Genomic DNA, 14841 nt, shown 5'->3' on the forward strand with positions numbered 1-14841 from the left:
TGACTTCGTCAGCCGAGGGTGAGGCGACCGTCCTTGTCGAAGCGGACGCGACCGCCGGTCACTGCGACGTGCAGCCCGTACCGGAGCAGCTTGTCGATCTTCTCGGTGCGGCGGCGGTAGCCGAGCCGTTCCAGGCTGGCGCGCAGCAGCCGTTCCTCGTCCATGCTCGGCACGCCCTGTAGTACGTGCACGAAGACGTTGGCCACCTCCTCGGGTGGCACCTCCTCGAACGCGCGGTCGTTGCTCGCCTGGGTGACCCGGTACGCGCGGTACGTCAGCGGGTCGACGCCCTCGGGCCAGGCGTACCGGCTCACTGTCGGGTGCGGGTACAGGCGGCGGGAGTCGACGAGCGACAGCACGGCAATGCGCCGGTCCTCCCGGGTCCGGAGGAACCCGAACCGGGCGAGGGCGAGGCGTGCGAGCCGGTGCTGCTCGATGGGCCCCTCGGCCTCGATGATCTCGCGGAGCGCGTTCCGCATCAGATCACGTACCCGCCGATCGGTGGCCAGCAGGTCGAGGTCGGCCTGGTCGCCGAGCGAGGTCGGGACGTACGGAACGAATGGGCTCACCGTGATGGTGTCAGCGGCCGACGTCGCCGTGACCGGCAGCGCGGCGAGTGCGGTGACGGGTGGCGCCGACGCGCTCAGGAGCCGCTCCTCGTCAGCCCCGAGACGCGGCTGTGGCACCTCGGCGGCCGGTGCCGACCGTGGCTGCTCCACGTCCGTTACGGGACGCGGCTGCGGCAGGTCGATGCCCTCTGTGACCGCACACGACTCGGGCTCCGGCTCGGCGGTCGTGGGGGCGTCGGCCCGGGTGACCGCTTCGTCGACCCGGTCGAGCAGCGCCGACCGGTCGTGGATCCACGCCGGCAGCCAGAACCGCACGACCTCCGGCCAGCCCATGATCGAGCGGAGGAGCGCGGGCGCCGAGTCCCGGTCGGCCACCGTCGGGCGTGCGCTCCAGTCCGGGCCGTCGAGCATGACTGCCACCTGCCACCGGGTTGAACCCGGGCTGCGGACCGCGATGTCCACCGTGAAGTCGGACAGGCCGTGCGAGGTGTGGACCTCGTGGCCGCGCTCGCGCAGCGCCGCGGCCACCTCCTCGCGGATCCGGCTGCGCCGCTCGGTGCGGTCGGTGGCGAGGTCGCCCAGGCGGTCCGCGCCGGCGGCGGCCATCTCGCAGTACGCCCGCAGGTGCTGCGTGCCCAGCGCGGACGTACGGGACAGGTCGATGTCGGACGGGTCGAAGGACGAATAGAGGACGACCTGGCGGCGGGCGCGGGTGATGGCCACGTTGAGCCGCCGTTCGCCACCGGCCTGGCTCAGCGGGCCGAAGTTCAGCGGGAGCTGGCCGGTCTCCAGGTTGGTGGAGAAGGCCAGGGAGAACAGGACGACGTCCCGCTCGTCGCCCTGCACGTTCTCCAGGTTCTTCACGAAGATCGGCTCCGCGACCGCACCGGAGAGCTGCTCGCGGATGATCGGATCGGTGCTCTCCTCCAGCAGATTGAGGATGAGGTCCCGCTGCTGGATATTGAAGGTGACCACGCCGACGGACTGGGTGGCGGTCGCCGGGTCGTGCAACCGCCGGGTGATGTCCGCGAGGATCGCCCGCGCCTCGACCTCGTTGGTGCGGGAACCGCCCCGGTCGTACTGGCCCTCGACGCGCCGCCAGCTGACGCCCGCCGAGCTGGCGGCGCCGGGCGACGGGAGGCTGGAGAGCTTGTTGTCGTAGTAGTAGCGGTTGGAGAAGGCGATGAGCGACTCGTCGTGACTGCGATAGTGCCAGGACAGCCACCGCTGCGGCAGCCCCGACTCGACGGCCTCGCTGAGGATGCTCTCCAGGTCCTCCGGCACCGGGCCGTTGCCCTCGTCGACCTCGTCGGTGCTGTGGCTGGCCTGCATGATGCTGCTCGGCGGCATCTGCCGGGAGTCGCCGACCACCACCACGGCGCTGCCCCGACCCATCGCGCCGATCGCCTCCGCCACCCGGATCTGCGAGGCCTCGTCGAAGATGACAAGGTCGAAGCGTTGGCTCCCCGGGGCCAGGAAGTTCGCCGCGGACGCGGGGCTGACCAGCACGCACGGAGTCAGTGCGAGCACCGCGTCCGGGTACTGCTCGAACAGCTCCCGGAAGGACCGTCCGCCCCGCTTGCGGCGAAGCTCCGCCGCGAAGTCGGCGAAGCGGCCCCGCCGGTCGGTCGGGCTGAAGGGGCGGCGACGGACCAGCACCGACGGCAGTTGCGTCGGCAGCGCGGACCGTAGCTCACCGGCGGCCGCCTCGAACTGGCTGATCTCGTCGTCGTGCAGCTCGGGATCGAAGTACTGCAGCCCGCCGGCGCGTACCCGCTCGGCGAGGGACGCCGTCGCTACTCCCCGCCGGTAGACCTCCTCGGCGACCTGCGCGGACACCTCGGCGCGCAGCAGTTGGTCCCGGTAGTCGGTGAGACCGGCCGAGGCCAGCACGTCGGCATGGGTCAGGACGGTCGCCCATCGGCGCAGCGGGAACAGCTCCTCGGCCCGCAGCTCCTGGAGCCAGACCGCGCCGTCGCGCTGCCAGGCGTCCATCCAGTGCGAACCGGCGGCCCACCGGGTCAGCTCCGGCCCGCCGGAGCGCAACACCCCACGCCAGGCCCGCCACCGCGCGGCGAACCGGTCGAGCACCGTCGCGTCGACATCGGTGAACCCGCTCTGGAACAGCTCCCAGGCCTGCGGGTGCTGGCTCAGCAGCGTCCGGCCAACCCGGGTCGCCTCGATGGCCTCGGTCAGCCGCTCCTGCGCGGTCGGGTCCGTGGGCAGCCACCGCGACAGCCGCAGCCCACCGAGCCCCAGCAGGTGTTGGTGCAGCGCGGCGGCCTGCGCCTGGGCGGCGACCAGCCGGCCGGTGAGCACCTCCACCTGTTCCACGTCGAGCGTCGCACCGGCGACCACATGCACCGCCAACCGGTCCACGATGGCCTGGCGGCGCTTGCGCTTGCCGAACAGGCGCTTCGCCGCCTCCTGGGCCTCGCCGTGCCAGGCGGTCAGCTCCGGTCGGGCGAACACGTCCGGCCGGAAGGTCGCCAGCTCACCGGCGAAGCCCTGCCGGAAGGTCGCCAGGTCCGCCTGGAGGCGGGCCATCGCCTCGTCCCAGCGTCGGTCGCTGGCGTGCACTGTGGTCGGCCGGTCCGGCAGCAGTCCGCGTACGGCGAGCCAGGCGCCCGCCTGTAGCTCGCTCACGGTTTCCGGGGCGGGCAGCGTCCGCAGAAGCTCGACCAGGCGGGGGTACGCGGCGAGGTCGGCACGGAGGCGTTCGAGCTCACCGGCGATCTCGGTGACCGCGGCGCCGTGCAGCCCGTCCAGGGTGCGGCAGCCGCTGAGCGCCCATGGGTGCGCGGCCCGAAGCCGCGCCGACCGGGCTGCCGCCGGAAACTCCCGCAGTGTCTTCTCGACCTGGGCGCGTGCCTCGGCCGGTGCGTGCAGGTACGCCACCGGGATCGGGGCGACCGGGCCGTCCCCGTACGCCAGGGTCTGCTCGTAGGCCGACCAGAGCGACATCCCGACGGGGTTTGTGGTGTGCACCTGGGCCGGGTACTCGGTCAGCGGGGCGAGCCGCGTCCGGTAGGCCGTCTCGACAGCCGTCCAGGTGCCGTCGCCGCCCTGGTCGTACTGGTCCAGGGCGTCGCGCAGCTGCTGGCGGATCGCGTTGAGGGACTGCTTGCGCCCGTGCAGGTCCAGGGCGAACGGTCCGAGGCCGATCTGCTTGAGGCGACGCTTCACCACCTCCAGCGCGGCCTGCTTCTCGGCGACGAACAGCACCGACCGGCCGGTGCCGACCGCCCGGGCGATCATGTTGGTGATGGTCTGGGACTTGCCGGTGCCGGGCGGGCCCTCCAGGACGAAGGAGTGGCCGCGCTCGGCGCGCACGATGGCCTGCATCTGCGACCCGTCGGCGGGGATGGGCAGGTGCAGGTCCGCCTCGTCGACAATGATCTCGGCGTCGTCGGGGCGGGCCGGGTCGTCGAAGGTGGCACCGGACGACTCCACCAGGTGCCGGACGACAGGGTTCTCCATGAACCGCGGCCAGTGGTCGGTCAGGTCCCGCCACATCTGGAAGGTGGAGAACTGCAACAGGCGGAGGCTGGCGGTCTCGTCGATGCGGTAGTTGAGCCGGTTGTCGAGCAACCCGGTGTTGATCGCGGCCAGGGTCTTGGCGATGTAGATGCCGTGCTCGTCGAGGACCGGCCGCTCCAGCTCCGGGATCCGCACGCTGTGCTTGACCCGCAACCACTCGATCAGGCAGTAGTTGGGGCTGGCGACCTCGGTGCCGTCGATGACCATCGCGTACGGACGACGACCGCTACCACCCTCGATGCGCACCGGCAGGAGGAACAGCGGCGCGTACGCCTCTCCCCCGGCCGTCTTCGTGTGCACCAGGGTGCCGATGGTCAGGTAGAGGTAGTTACTGCCGGTCTCCTGCTCCATCGTGCGGGCCTCGCGCTGCAACGCGCGCATCGCCGTCTTGTACCGGGCGTCGGTGACCGCGCCGTACACCCGCCGGTCGGTGCGTAGCTCCCGGGTGAGGATCTCGGCGTCGAGGTCCTGCGCCCGGCGGGTCCCGGCCAGCTCGTGGACGTGGCTGATGTTGTCCTGCGGGATGACCTGCACCTGTTTGCCGTCGTGGATCAGGTCGTCAAGCAGCGCCAGCGCACCCGCCGGCACGTGCAGGTCCAGGCCACGCCCGCGCTTTGGCAGGTTGAGCAGCGGGTTGCGCAGGCTCAGGTCGAGCAGCGACTTCTTCCACTGCTGGATCCGGGCCGGCGACCCGTCGGACTGCTGCGGCACCTCCTCGCCGTCGTCGGCGAACTGACGCAGCTTCGCGGCGGCGACGCCGGGTGGAAGGGCGAGGGACGCTGTTATCTCTGGCGTCGCCTCGGCGTCGACCGCGGCGGGCGCGACCAGTTCGTCGGCCGACGGCAGCGGGCGGATCCCCGAGCGGTGGGCCAGGTGCACGTCGACGACGCCCTGCATGCGCTCGCCGTCGCCACGGAAGTGGCCGAGGCCGACGCGTACCGCCTCGGTGAACGTCGCCGACTGCGCGCCCGGCCCGATGCGGGTCAGCTCCACGGGCACGGCCCGCCCGGAGTCCACCATCGAGATCAGCAGGTTGGTCTCGGTCACCGCGGCCGAGCCCAGCCGCTCCTCCTCCAGCAGGAAACCACCGAAGGCGTGCCCCGCGCTGACGAAGATGAGCGGATGCAGGCCCGCCGCCTCCAGACACGCGGCGTACGTGACGGACAGGTCGAGGCAGTTGCCCAGTCGTCCGTCCAGGACGGCGGCTGTCGTCCGTACCTTCTGGCCGGTGTTCTCGAACGACGCCGGCAGCGTCTGATAGGTGATCTCCAGTTGGCGCAGCGCCTCGTAGACCGCGCCGGCGATCAGCGCCGCCCGCTCCGAACCCTCCTGATAGCCCTGCAACGAGCCGGAGCCGGTCTTTGCGAGCAGGAGTTGGGCCGCCGCCCGCAGGACCGCCTCCACCGCCCGGGTGTTCGGCTGCACAAAGGCCGCCAGGCTGTCGTACAGGGCGGGGCTGTTGAACCACTCGTTGTGCGCCAACACCCTGGACGGGGCGACCAGCCGCAGAATCTGCTCCTGCGCCTGCACCCGGAGGGTGTAGTCGACCGGGAACGCCTCGTCGGTGCGGTACAGCAGCACCCGGTCGGGCGTGAAATCCCGGAAGTCGTCCCAGCTCGTGCTCGCCCCCGGTCGCAACGGCGCGGTGAGGGTACGCGCCCACGGCTCGGTCAGCGCGCCGTCCGGGCCGCGCAGTTCCAGCGTCACCGTCACGTCGGTCAGCGGCACCGCGCCCCGGTTGACGAGGGTGAGGTGACGGACCAGCGGCACCCGGTTGTGCACCAGGGCGGCGTTGATCGCCGGCTGCACCAGCAACCCGACCTCGAGCTGGTCGTCGTCGGCGGTGAACTGCGCGAAGACGCTGTCGGACATGGGCGTTTCTCCAGGTGGGGAGACCACGGAGGGCCAGCCTAGCGGTCACCCGACCGGCGGAGAGGGCCCGGCCGCCTGACGGACACCTTCCCCCTCACCCCCGGCCGAGGACACCCACCGCACCCCTACCTCATTGAGGAACTCCACGAGGTCGATCCGTCCGGCGACGTCCATATCCTTGTGCAGGTACCCCCGCAACTCCTCGGGCACCTGGTTGGCCAGCAACCGCCCCTCGCCGCCACTGGCCACTTCCCCAAGGCCGTCAGCGTGGCTCCGACGACGTTCGCCGCCTCCGCCGCCGGCATTCGGGCCCGCTTCCCCACCGCTTCGAGAAATTCGGCGTAGTTCACCGGTGACCAGTTGGGGTGCGTCGCGGGGTCCGTGCCTGCTACCTGGGGCGCTGCCCGCCACCGGCACCCACCGGCTCGATCACCTGCCGGAACTCCTTTGGAAGCTGGGCCATCGCATCCTCGAACTCGTCACGGGAAACAGCCTCACGGAGCGTGGTGAGCACGGCGCGGACCCCGGTGCCGGCGAGCGCACGGTCGATGGCCGGGTGGTCCGCCACCCGCCGCACGAACTCTTCGAGCCCGAACGGCTGGGCATGTTCCTGCCTGTTAAGCGGTGGCGGTTTGCGCAGGTGATCGTCAAGCCCGTCGGGAAGCTGGTAGGCAAGGTCCTCAGCCTGGCCGGCGCTGATCCGATCTGCCAATGTCTCCAACGTCGCGCGGGTGAGTGTCGCCGCCTGATCGGTCGACACCTTCGCCCGCGTGGCCACTAGGTTGATGAAATCCTCGTATTCCACCTGATTCTCCTCTCCGGCCCGATCGCCGTCGAACCGCCAGTTACGAGCCCTGTGCCGCTGTCGCACACTTCAACCGCTCGGGTGCCGAGCGAACTGGTACCTCGACAGCCTCCTGGGGCGGGGGGTGACCCTGCCTCATCCCCATCGGGCGAATCCGGGTCAGCGGCGCAGGCGGCGGGCGCAGGGGCCGTCGTGGTCGGCGCGGAGCAGGCAGCGCCGACCGCCGGGCATGAGCAGGTCGCAGAAGACCCGATGACGTACGTTCTGGAGGTCCTCGGCGGAGAGGGTGGTCTCCCCGGGGTCGGTCTGCGGCAGCACCAGCAGCCACCGGCCGATCACCCGGGCCAGGCGCTGCGCGGCGGGCAGGTCGGCGGCGGCCACCGGCAGGTGAATGACGTACCGCTGGCTCATCGAGCCTGGCCCCGCTCGTTGCGGGCGCCGGCCTGATCGGCCTGCCAGCGACGCAGCCCGGCCTTGATCCGGGCCGTCTCGCGGCGGCTCTCCGCGAGCGCGGAGTAGACGGCGGCCATGTCGCCGGCGACCCGGTCGAGGAAGGCGTACACGTCGTCGGGGTTCAGACCGCGACGTCCGAGCCCGACCAGCGCGAACCGGCGCTCGCGCACCTGCCACGGCAGCAGACTGGTGTACGCAGCGGAGCGGTACGTCGCGCCACTGCTCGCCGTTTCTGGTCGCTGGTTTCTGGCGTTCACGTTCATGTCGGCCTGCCTTCCGAGCCGGAGGGGCGAGGAGTGTGTGGGGAAGCACGGCGGCCGTTCGGGGGGACCGGCCGGCCGCCGCGCTGTGATCAGCCTGCGACAGTCCGCAGTGGAAACGCAACGTTCTAAACCGCAATTTCGCTGTTGTGCATTGACTTTCTTTGTTGAAACCCGTAGGAGTTGCAGGAGCAGGTCACGCAGCGTTGCGTCCTGGAACCAGGGAGTGTGCGATGCCCGACGACATCGGATCGACAGTGCCGCGCCGGCAACTCGGTCGGCTGCTGCGACAGTTCCGCAACGAGGCCGGGGTGACGCTCGACGCCGCCGCCGAAGCCCTCGAATACAGCCGGCAGAAGATCTGGCGCCTCGAATGCGGCCAAGGGTCGGTTCGGGTGCTCGATGTCAAGGCGATGTGCGAGCTGTACGGGGTGTCGCCCGAGATGACCGAGGCGATGCGCGGCCTGGCCGCGGAGACAAAGTCGAAGGGCTGGTGGCACGCGTACGGCGATGCGGTGCCGAACTGGTTTGAGCTGTACGTCGGCCTGGAGTCCGCCGCTTCGCGCCTCAGAGGCTTCGACGAGACTCTGATCCCTGGCATCCTGCAGACCAAGGGCTACGCCGACGCTCTCTTTCGGCTCGGCAGGATGCTCAGCGATGAGGAACGGGAACGTGCCGTCCAGGTGAGGCTTCAACGACAGGCGCTCCTCAGCCGGCGGCTTCCTCCCGCACCTCGGCTGGAGTCGGTGTTGTCGGAAGCGGTGCTCCGGCGCACGGTTGACGGGCCGAGCGTCATGACCGCACAGCTTGACCACCTGCTCAAGCTGTCGCAGCTGCCGAACGTGTCCGTTCGGGTGCTGCCGCTGGCCGCCGGGCCACAGCCCGGCGCTGTCGCCGGCACCTTCATGATTCTCGACTTTCCCGCCACCAAGGGCGGTCGAACGGCCCCCGAGCCGTCCGTCGTCTACAGCGAGTCGCTGACCGGAGCGCTCTACCTCGACAAGCCCGACGAACTGACCGCCTACGACCGCGTCTGGAGAGGGCTGGATGCGCTGGCCCTCGGCGAGGCAGAATCGACCGACATGATCAAGCGGATCGCTGGGGAGATGCGGCATGACTGACCTGACCGGCGCCGTCTGGCGCAAGAGCACCCGCAGCGGCGACAACGGCGGCGCGTGCGTCGAGGTCGCCACCAACATCCCTGACCTGGTCGCCGTACGCGATTCCAAGCATGTTGACGGTCCAGCTCTCCGCTTCGAGCACCGTGCCTGGCTCATGTTCACAGCCGCCGTGAAGTCGGTCAGCCTCCCCGACAAGTGAGAGCACGACGCAGGCTGGTACCTGACGTCTGCGATGCTCCCCGCCATGGATGATCTGACAGGCCGCGTGCGGGCGTTTGCCGAAGAACGGGACTGGCAACAGTTCCACACGCCCAAGAACCTGGCCATGGCTCTCGCCGGTGAGGTCGGTGAGCTGATCGCCGAATTCCAGTGGCTCACACCTGAGCAGGCCGCGGCCGTCATGTCCGACCGAGAAGCCGGCGACCGGGTCAAGGCCGAGATCGGCGACGTGATGATCTATCTGACCCGGCTCGCCGATGTCCTCGGCATCGACCTGGTCGAGGCGGCTTCGACCAAACTCGAGGAGGTGGCTCGTCGCTACCCGGTCGACCAGGCTCGCGGGTCGGCCGCGAAGCGATAGCCGTCAGCAGCGTCATCAGGTGATCCGGCCCGTCGAGACAGTCTACGAGACGGCCCTCGGAGACCCGTCAAGGGACGTCTGGGCGAGCAGGTCAGCGCGACGGCTCCAGTGGCCTATGGTGATAAATCGGGCACCCGGTGCGCGGGTGTCCGGTCCGGGCCGTGGGATTCACACTGTTCAGCCGGAGGGTGGACCGATGACCGAGTACGCCCGCGGCGTCGACGACTGCTGAGATGGACTGGGCCGGATGGGCGTTGTTCGGGTTGGTCGCCACCGCGGCGCTCACCGCGGCGATGATCACCGCCCAACTGGCCGGTCTCACCCGGCTCGACCTTCCCCTGGTGCTCGGGGCGTTCGTCACCGAGGACCCCGATCGGGCCCGGGTCGTCGGGTTCTTCCTGCACCTCTGCGCCGGCCAGGGTTTCGCCCTCGGCTACGCGGCCACGTTCGCGTTGTTGCACCGCGCCTCCTGGTGGATCGGGGCGCTGCTCGGGATCGTGCACGTCGGGATCGCGTTGACGGTGATCCTGCCGCTGCTTCCTGGTGCGCACCCGCGGATGGCCTCGCAGCGGGCAGGGCCGGCCAGTACGGCGGTGTTGGAGCCGCCCGGCCTGTTCGCCGTCAACTACGGCATCCAGACTCCCCTGGTCACTGCTGTCGTCCACGTCGTCTACGGGGTCTTCCTCGGGCTGCTTCTGCAAGCCCGGTGACAGGCTGCTCGGCGGGGAGCGATCTCCATGACTGACGGGCCACCGATCAGCGACTACGGGCTGCTGGGCGACACGCGCACCGCCGCGTTGGTGGCGAGTGACGGCGCGATGGACTGGCTCTGCGTACCACGCTTCGACGGTGATCCCCTGTTCGGCCGACTGGTCGGGGGCCCGGACGCCGGAACGTTCCGGGTCGGTCCGGCCGGGCCGGCAACTGTCGTGGAACGGCGGTACCGGCAGCACACCGCCACGATGGAGACCACCTGGGCGGTGGGCGGCGGCAGACTGCGCCTCACGGAGGCGATGGTGGCCGAGGTCAGCGGTCGCCTGCTGCCCGCGACGCTGATCGTGCGACGGTTGTCGGCCGAGCGGGCGGCCGTCGAGGCGGTGGTGGAGTTCGATCCGCGTCTCGGCGTACGGCACCGCCGACCCCGAGCGCAGCACCGGCGCCGTGGTCTGGTGTGTGAGTGGGGGGCGCTCGCTGTCGCGTTGGACAGCACGCCAACCTTCAGGATCGAACCGGGTCGGCCCAGCTCGATCACGGTCCGGCCGGGCCGTCCGGTCACTCTCGTGCTGGCCGTGGCCCACCGCGAACCGCTGATCCACGTCGAGCCGACGGCCGCCTGGGACCTGCTGGTCGAGGACGAGAGCCGTTGGCGGGCCTGGACCGCGGAGATCGACGAGCGGCTGCCGTTCCGGGAACACGTCGTACGAAGCCTGCTCACCTTGCGGCTGTTGACCTACTCGCCCTGCAAAGCGCCGGTGGCCGCACCGACCACGTCACTGCCCGAGGATCCCGGTGGGGGACGAAACTGGGACTACCGCTATGTCTGGCCCCGGGACGCCAGCATCGGCGTCAGCGCCTTCCTCAGCGTCGGCAAGACCGACGAGGCCCGTGGTTTCCTCGCGTGGCTGTTGCACGCGAGCCGGTTGCAACGGCCACGCCTGCCGGCGCTGCTCACCCTGCACGGCAGGCAGGTGCCGGCGGAGCGAGAACTGTCCGGCTGGCCCGGCTACCTCGACAGCGTCCCGGTGCGGATGGGCAACGGCGCCGCCGGTCAGCATCAGCTCGACGGGTACGGCTGGGTGATCGACGCCGCCTGGGCGTTCGCCCAGGCCGGACACGCCCTCTACGCCGAGACGTGGCGGGCGGTGCGCGGTTTCGCCGACGTGGTCGCCGAGTGTTGGCAGGAGCCCGATGCCGGTATCTGGGAGGTGCGGGAGCCCGCCCAACACGTCCATTCCAAGCTCATGGGCTGGCTCGCGCTGGACCGCGCCCTGGCCATCGCCGACACGCACCACCTGCCGGAGCGTCAACGTCGACGATGGCAGAACGCCCGTGCTGCCATCGCCGCCGAGGTCCGTACGCGCGGCTTCGACCCGACGGCGGTCAGCTACGTCCGCACCTACGGCTCGTCCGACCTCGACGCGGCGCTGCTCGTCCTACCGCTGCTGGGCATGGACCGGGCCGAGTCACAGCGGGTACGCGGCACTGTCGACGCCGTCCGGGACCGGCTGTCCGCCGGCGGTGCACTGCTCTACCGCTACCCGCCCGGACGTGACGGCCTGCCGGGCACCGAGGGCGCGTTCCTGCCCTGCTCGTTCTGGCTCGTTCAGGCCCTCGCCCGCACCGGGCGTCGCCGTGAGGCAGTCGAGCTGTTCGAGGCCATGGTCGGCCACGCCAGTCCTCTCGGCCTCTACCCCGAAGAGGTGGACCCCGCGACGGGCGCCCACCTCGGCAACTACCCCCAGACGCTGACCCACGCCGCACTCATCCAGGCCGCACTCGCCATCCGGGACGCCCCCGCCGGTGACGGGTCTGCCTGAACCGTTCGGGCGGCGGACACGGCCTGCGCGACGGCTCGCGCGGGTAGGGTTCCGATCATGACGATTCCCCATCTGACGGCTGCCGACGGCACCACGCTGCCGGCGATCGGGCTCGGCACGTACAAGCTGAACGGCTCGGCGGGCGTCGACGCGATCGGACAGGCGATCCGAACGGGTTACCGGTTGCTCGACTCGGCGGTCAACTACGAGAACGAGGGCGCCGTTGGCCGCGCGGCCCGGTCGGCGGGCGACGTGCGGGACGAGCTGGTCGTCACCTCGAAGCTGCCGGGTCGGCACCACCGCCACGACGAGGCGCTGACCACCATCGAGGAGAGTGTGTTCCGCACCGGCCTCGACCGGGTCGACCTGTACCTGATCCACTGGCCGAACCCGAAGGTCGACCTGTACGTGCAGGCGTGGCGGGCGCTGATCGAGGCCCGCGAGCGCGGTCTGGTGCGGCACATCGGTCTGTCCAACTTCCTGCCGGAGCACATCGACCGGCTGGTGGCCGAGACCGGGGTGACCCCGGTGGTCAACCAGATCGAGGTGCACCCGTACTTCCCGCAGCAGGAGGCGCTCGACTACCACAGTGAGCACGGCATCCTGGTGCAGGGTTGGAGCCCGCTCGGCCACGGCAACGACCTCCAGGAGCACCCCGTCATCACGGAGATCGCGACCGCCCACGGCGTCAGTCCGGCGCAGACGATCCTCGCCTGGCACGTGGCCCGTCAGGTGATCCCGCTGCCCAAGGCCGCCTCCCCGCAGCGGCAGGCCGAGAACCTGGACGTCTTCGGCATCAAGCTCACCGACGCCGAGGTGGAGGCCATCACCGCGCTGGGCCGCCCGGACGGGCGGCTCGCCGACCAGGACCCGGCGGTGTACGAGGAGTTCTGATGAGCGTTATGACTCCGGGGTATGGATATACCGCTGAGTCATAACGCTCACCACCACGTCCGCCGCCGACCGCCGAGCGTCATCGGCACGCCGGCCTGGGCACCTACACGAGCCCGCCGAGGGCCGGGTCGCTGATGCTGTCCTTGCCGTTCTCCACATGACCCGCGCAGCGGTACGCGAAGTCGCCGTCACCGGCGACGGCGACCGTCAGGTCGTACCAGCCGTGGGAGCGGGCCAGCGCCCACGTCGCGCGCTCGGTGCCGCCGGGGCGCAGCGACAGCGTGACCGGACGAGCGTTGTACCCGTCCCGGACGGTCACCTCGACCCGCTTCGACCCACGGTTCGTGAGCGTGAGGGCGAGCTGGTAGCCGCGCTCGTCGTACGAGGGGGTGACGTCGAGGTGGGAGCGGCCGCCCGTGAACCGGCGGAAGAACCCGTTCGGGCCGTGCACCGACAGGTCGTAGGAGGACTCGACCCGCCAGGTGTCGGTGAGCTGCTTGCCCGGCTCGACGGTGAAGCTGCGCGGGGCGTCCGCGCTGCCAACCTGGCGGACCTGGAAGACCGCGGCGACCCCACCGGAGTTGCGGAAGTCGATCCGGAGCGCGTCGCCGTCGACCCGGGCGTCGGCGTGCAGTGTGTACGGGATCGGCCGCGCCGGGCGTACCCCGTGCTCCTGCTTCGGCAGCCGCTGGTCCGCCGGCGGAACCGGCACCTCGTCGGGATGCCGGATAAGATCCTCGGGCTTGAAGTCGTCGGTGTCGGGCAGCCTGACGTCGCGCGAGCGGTTCGGGTGCCGGAAGTCGAAGGCACTGGTCAGGTCGCCGACGACGGCCCGCCGCCACGGGGTGATGTTCTTCTCGATCAGGTCCGGACGACCGTGCCCGAACCGCGCCTCCAGGAACTTGATCAGTGAGGTGTGGTCGAAGACCTGCGAGTTGACGTAACCGCCGCGCGTCCACGGCGAGACGATGACCATGGGCACCCGGATACCGAGGCCGTACGGGCCGGCCGGGTGGTCGGCGTTGCCCGGGAAGATCTCGTTGGTGGTCGGCACCGTCGACTGCCCGTGCTCGCGGGTCTGCGGCGGCGTCGGCGGGACCACGTGGTCGAAGAAGCCGCCCTCCTCGTCGTACGTGATGAAGAGCGCCATCTTGCTCCACACCTCGGGGTTCGCGGCGAGGATGTCGATGACCTGCGAGATGTACCAGGAGCCGTACGCCGGTTCCCAGTTCGGGTGCTCGGAGTACGCCTCGGGCGCGGTGATCCAGGAGACCTCCGGCAGGCGTCCCGCCTCGACGTCGGCGCGGAAGTCGGCGAGCAGCGCCTCCGGGTCGCGGCCCTGGGTCCGGATCTCCGTGCCGGTCTTGGCCTTGTCCGCGAGCGGCGTGCCGGGCTGCGCGTTCTGGTACTGGTGGAAGTAGAGCAGCGAGTTGTCGCCGTAGTTGCCGATGTACGGGTCGTTCGTCCACCCCCAGGAGCCGGCGGCGTTGAGGCCGGTGCCGACGTCCTGGTAGATCTTCCAGGAGATGCCGTTGCGCTCCAGCCGCTCCGGGTAGGTCGACCAGTCGTAGCCGGCCTCCGCGTTGGTGATGACCGGGCCGCCGCCCTTGCCGTCGTTGCCGACCCAGCCGCTCCACATGTGGTAGCGGTTCGGGTCGGTCGGGCCCATCAGCGAGCAGTGGTAGCTGTCGCAGACGGTGAAGGCGTCCGCGAGCGCGTAGTGGTAGGGCAGGTCCTGGCGGGTGTGGTACGTCATCGCCGTGACGCCCTTGTTCGGCACCCATTTGTCGAACCGGCCGTCGTTCCAGGCGGCGTGGCCGTCGTTCCAGCCGTGCGGCGGGTCCGGCAGGAAGGTCTGGCCGAGATCCTGCACCTCGGGGCGGAACGGCAGCAGCTCACCGGCCCCGTTGGGCTGGTGCCACACGTCCTTGCCGGACGGCAGGGTCGCCGGATGCGGATCACCGAAGCCGCGTACGCCGCGCATGGTGCCGAAGTAGTGGTCGAAGGAGCGGTTCTCCTGCATCAGGATGATGACGTGCTCGACGTCCTTGATCGTGCCGGTCCGGTTGTTCGCCGGGATGGCGAGTGCCTTGCTGAGGTCCAGCGGGAGCGCCGCGCCGATCGCGGGAACGCCCATCGCCTTGAGGAAGGTACGTCGATCTACCGTGCCCATAACTCCGCCTTTGTGCGACCTGGTCGAGAAACTGGCG

12 protein-coding genes are annotated in these 14841 nt (G+C 70.3%); 6 read left to right on the forward strand and 6 right to left on the reverse strand.

Going from position 1 to position 14841, the window contains the following annotated elements; all coding sequences use genetic code 11:
* Positions 1-8: 8 nt before the first annotated feature.
* The 5 genes from ACQPWW_RS20100 to ACQPWW_RS20120 form a co-directional block, all read right to left on the reverse strand.
* The gene (locus ACQPWW_RS20100; RefSeq protein ID WP_433124644.1) at positions 9-5981 is read right to left on the reverse strand and encodes a DUF4011 domain-containing protein; all 5973 of its coding nucleotides are present in this window, start codon (positions 5979-5981) and stop codon (positions 9-11) included.
* Positions 5982-6026: 45 nt separating this feature from the next.
* Positions 6027-6230 carry a hypothetical protein gene (locus ACQPWW_RS20105; protein ID WP_433124645.1) on the reverse strand — a complete coding sequence of 68 codons (204 nt, stop codon included), beginning with the start codon at positions 6228-6230 and terminating at the stop codon, positions 6027-6029.
* Positions 6231-6369: 139 nt separating this feature from the next.
* Positions 6370-6786 carry a DUF2267 domain-containing protein gene (locus ACQPWW_RS20110; RefSeq protein WP_433124647.1) on the reverse strand — a complete coding sequence of 139 codons (417 nt, stop codon included), beginning with the start codon at positions 6784-6786 and terminating at the stop codon, positions 6370-6372.
* Positions 6787-6945: 159 nt separating this feature from the next.
* Complete coding sequence (locus tag ACQPWW_RS20115) at positions 6946-7197, reverse strand: hypothetical protein (protein WP_433124649.1); 252 nt, start codon at positions 7195-7197, stop codon at positions 6946-6948.
* Positions 7194-7502 (reverse strand): DivIVA domain-containing protein, encoded by a 309-nt coding sequence (locus tag ACQPWW_RS20120; RefSeq protein ID WP_433124651.1) that lies wholly within the window; start codon positions 7500-7502, stop codon positions 7194-7196. The genes ACQPWW_RS20115 and ACQPWW_RS20120 overlap by 4 nt, the downstream gene beginning before the upstream one ends.
* Before the next feature lie 230 nt (positions 7503-7732).
* Between ACQPWW_RS20120 and ACQPWW_RS20125 the strand changes: the two genes are divergently transcribed.
* From ACQPWW_RS20125 to ACQPWW_RS20150, 6 genes are all read left to right on the forward strand, one after another.
* Positions 7733-8620, forward strand: a complete 888-nt coding sequence (locus ACQPWW_RS20125) for a helix-turn-helix domain-containing protein (protein ID WP_433124652.1) — start codon at positions 7733-7735, stop codon at positions 8618-8620.
* Positions 8613-8819: a DUF397 domain-containing protein gene (locus ACQPWW_RS20130; protein ID WP_433124653.1), complete on the forward strand. Its 207-nt coding sequence runs from the start codon at positions 8613-8615 to the stop codon at positions 8817-8819. Before ACQPWW_RS20125 ends, ACQPWW_RS20130 begins: the two co-directional genes overlap by 8 nt.
* Before the next feature lie 33 nt (positions 8820-8852).
* Positions 8853-9200 (forward strand): nucleotide pyrophosphohydrolase, encoded by a 348-nt coding sequence (locus ACQPWW_RS20135; RefSeq protein ID WP_433124655.1) that lies wholly within the window; start codon positions 8853-8855, stop codon positions 9198-9200.
* Between the two features lie 233 nt (positions 9201-9433).
* Positions 9434-9910, forward strand: a complete 477-nt coding sequence (locus ACQPWW_RS20140; protein ID WP_433124656.1) for a hypothetical protein — start codon at positions 9434-9436, stop codon at positions 9908-9910.
* A gap of 27 nt (positions 9911-9937) precedes the next feature.
* Complete coding sequence (locus ACQPWW_RS20145; RefSeq protein WP_433124657.1) at positions 9938-11737, forward strand: glycoside hydrolase family 15 protein; 1800 nt, start codon at positions 9938-9940, stop codon at positions 11735-11737.
* A gap of 57 nt (positions 11738-11794) precedes the next feature.
* Positions 11795-12631: an aldo/keto reductase gene (locus ACQPWW_RS20150; protein ID WP_433124658.1), complete on the forward strand. Its 837-nt coding sequence runs from the start codon at positions 11795-11797 to the stop codon at positions 12629-12631.
* Between the two features lie 103 nt (positions 12632-12734).
* Here ACQPWW_RS20150 and ACQPWW_RS20155 read toward each other — a convergent pair whose 3' ends face one another.
* Positions 12735-14804, reverse strand: coding sequence for a phosphocholine-specific phospholipase C (locus tag ACQPWW_RS20155; RefSeq protein ID WP_433124659.1), 2070 nt, complete (start codon positions 14802-14804; stop codon positions 12735-12737).
* Positions 14805-14841: the final 37 nt, after the last annotated feature.

This window comes from Micromonospora sp. CA-240977 (assembly GCF_050942285.1).
Taxonomy (GTDB): domain Bacteria; phylum Actinomycetota; class Actinomycetes; order Mycobacteriales; family Micromonosporaceae; genus Micromonospora.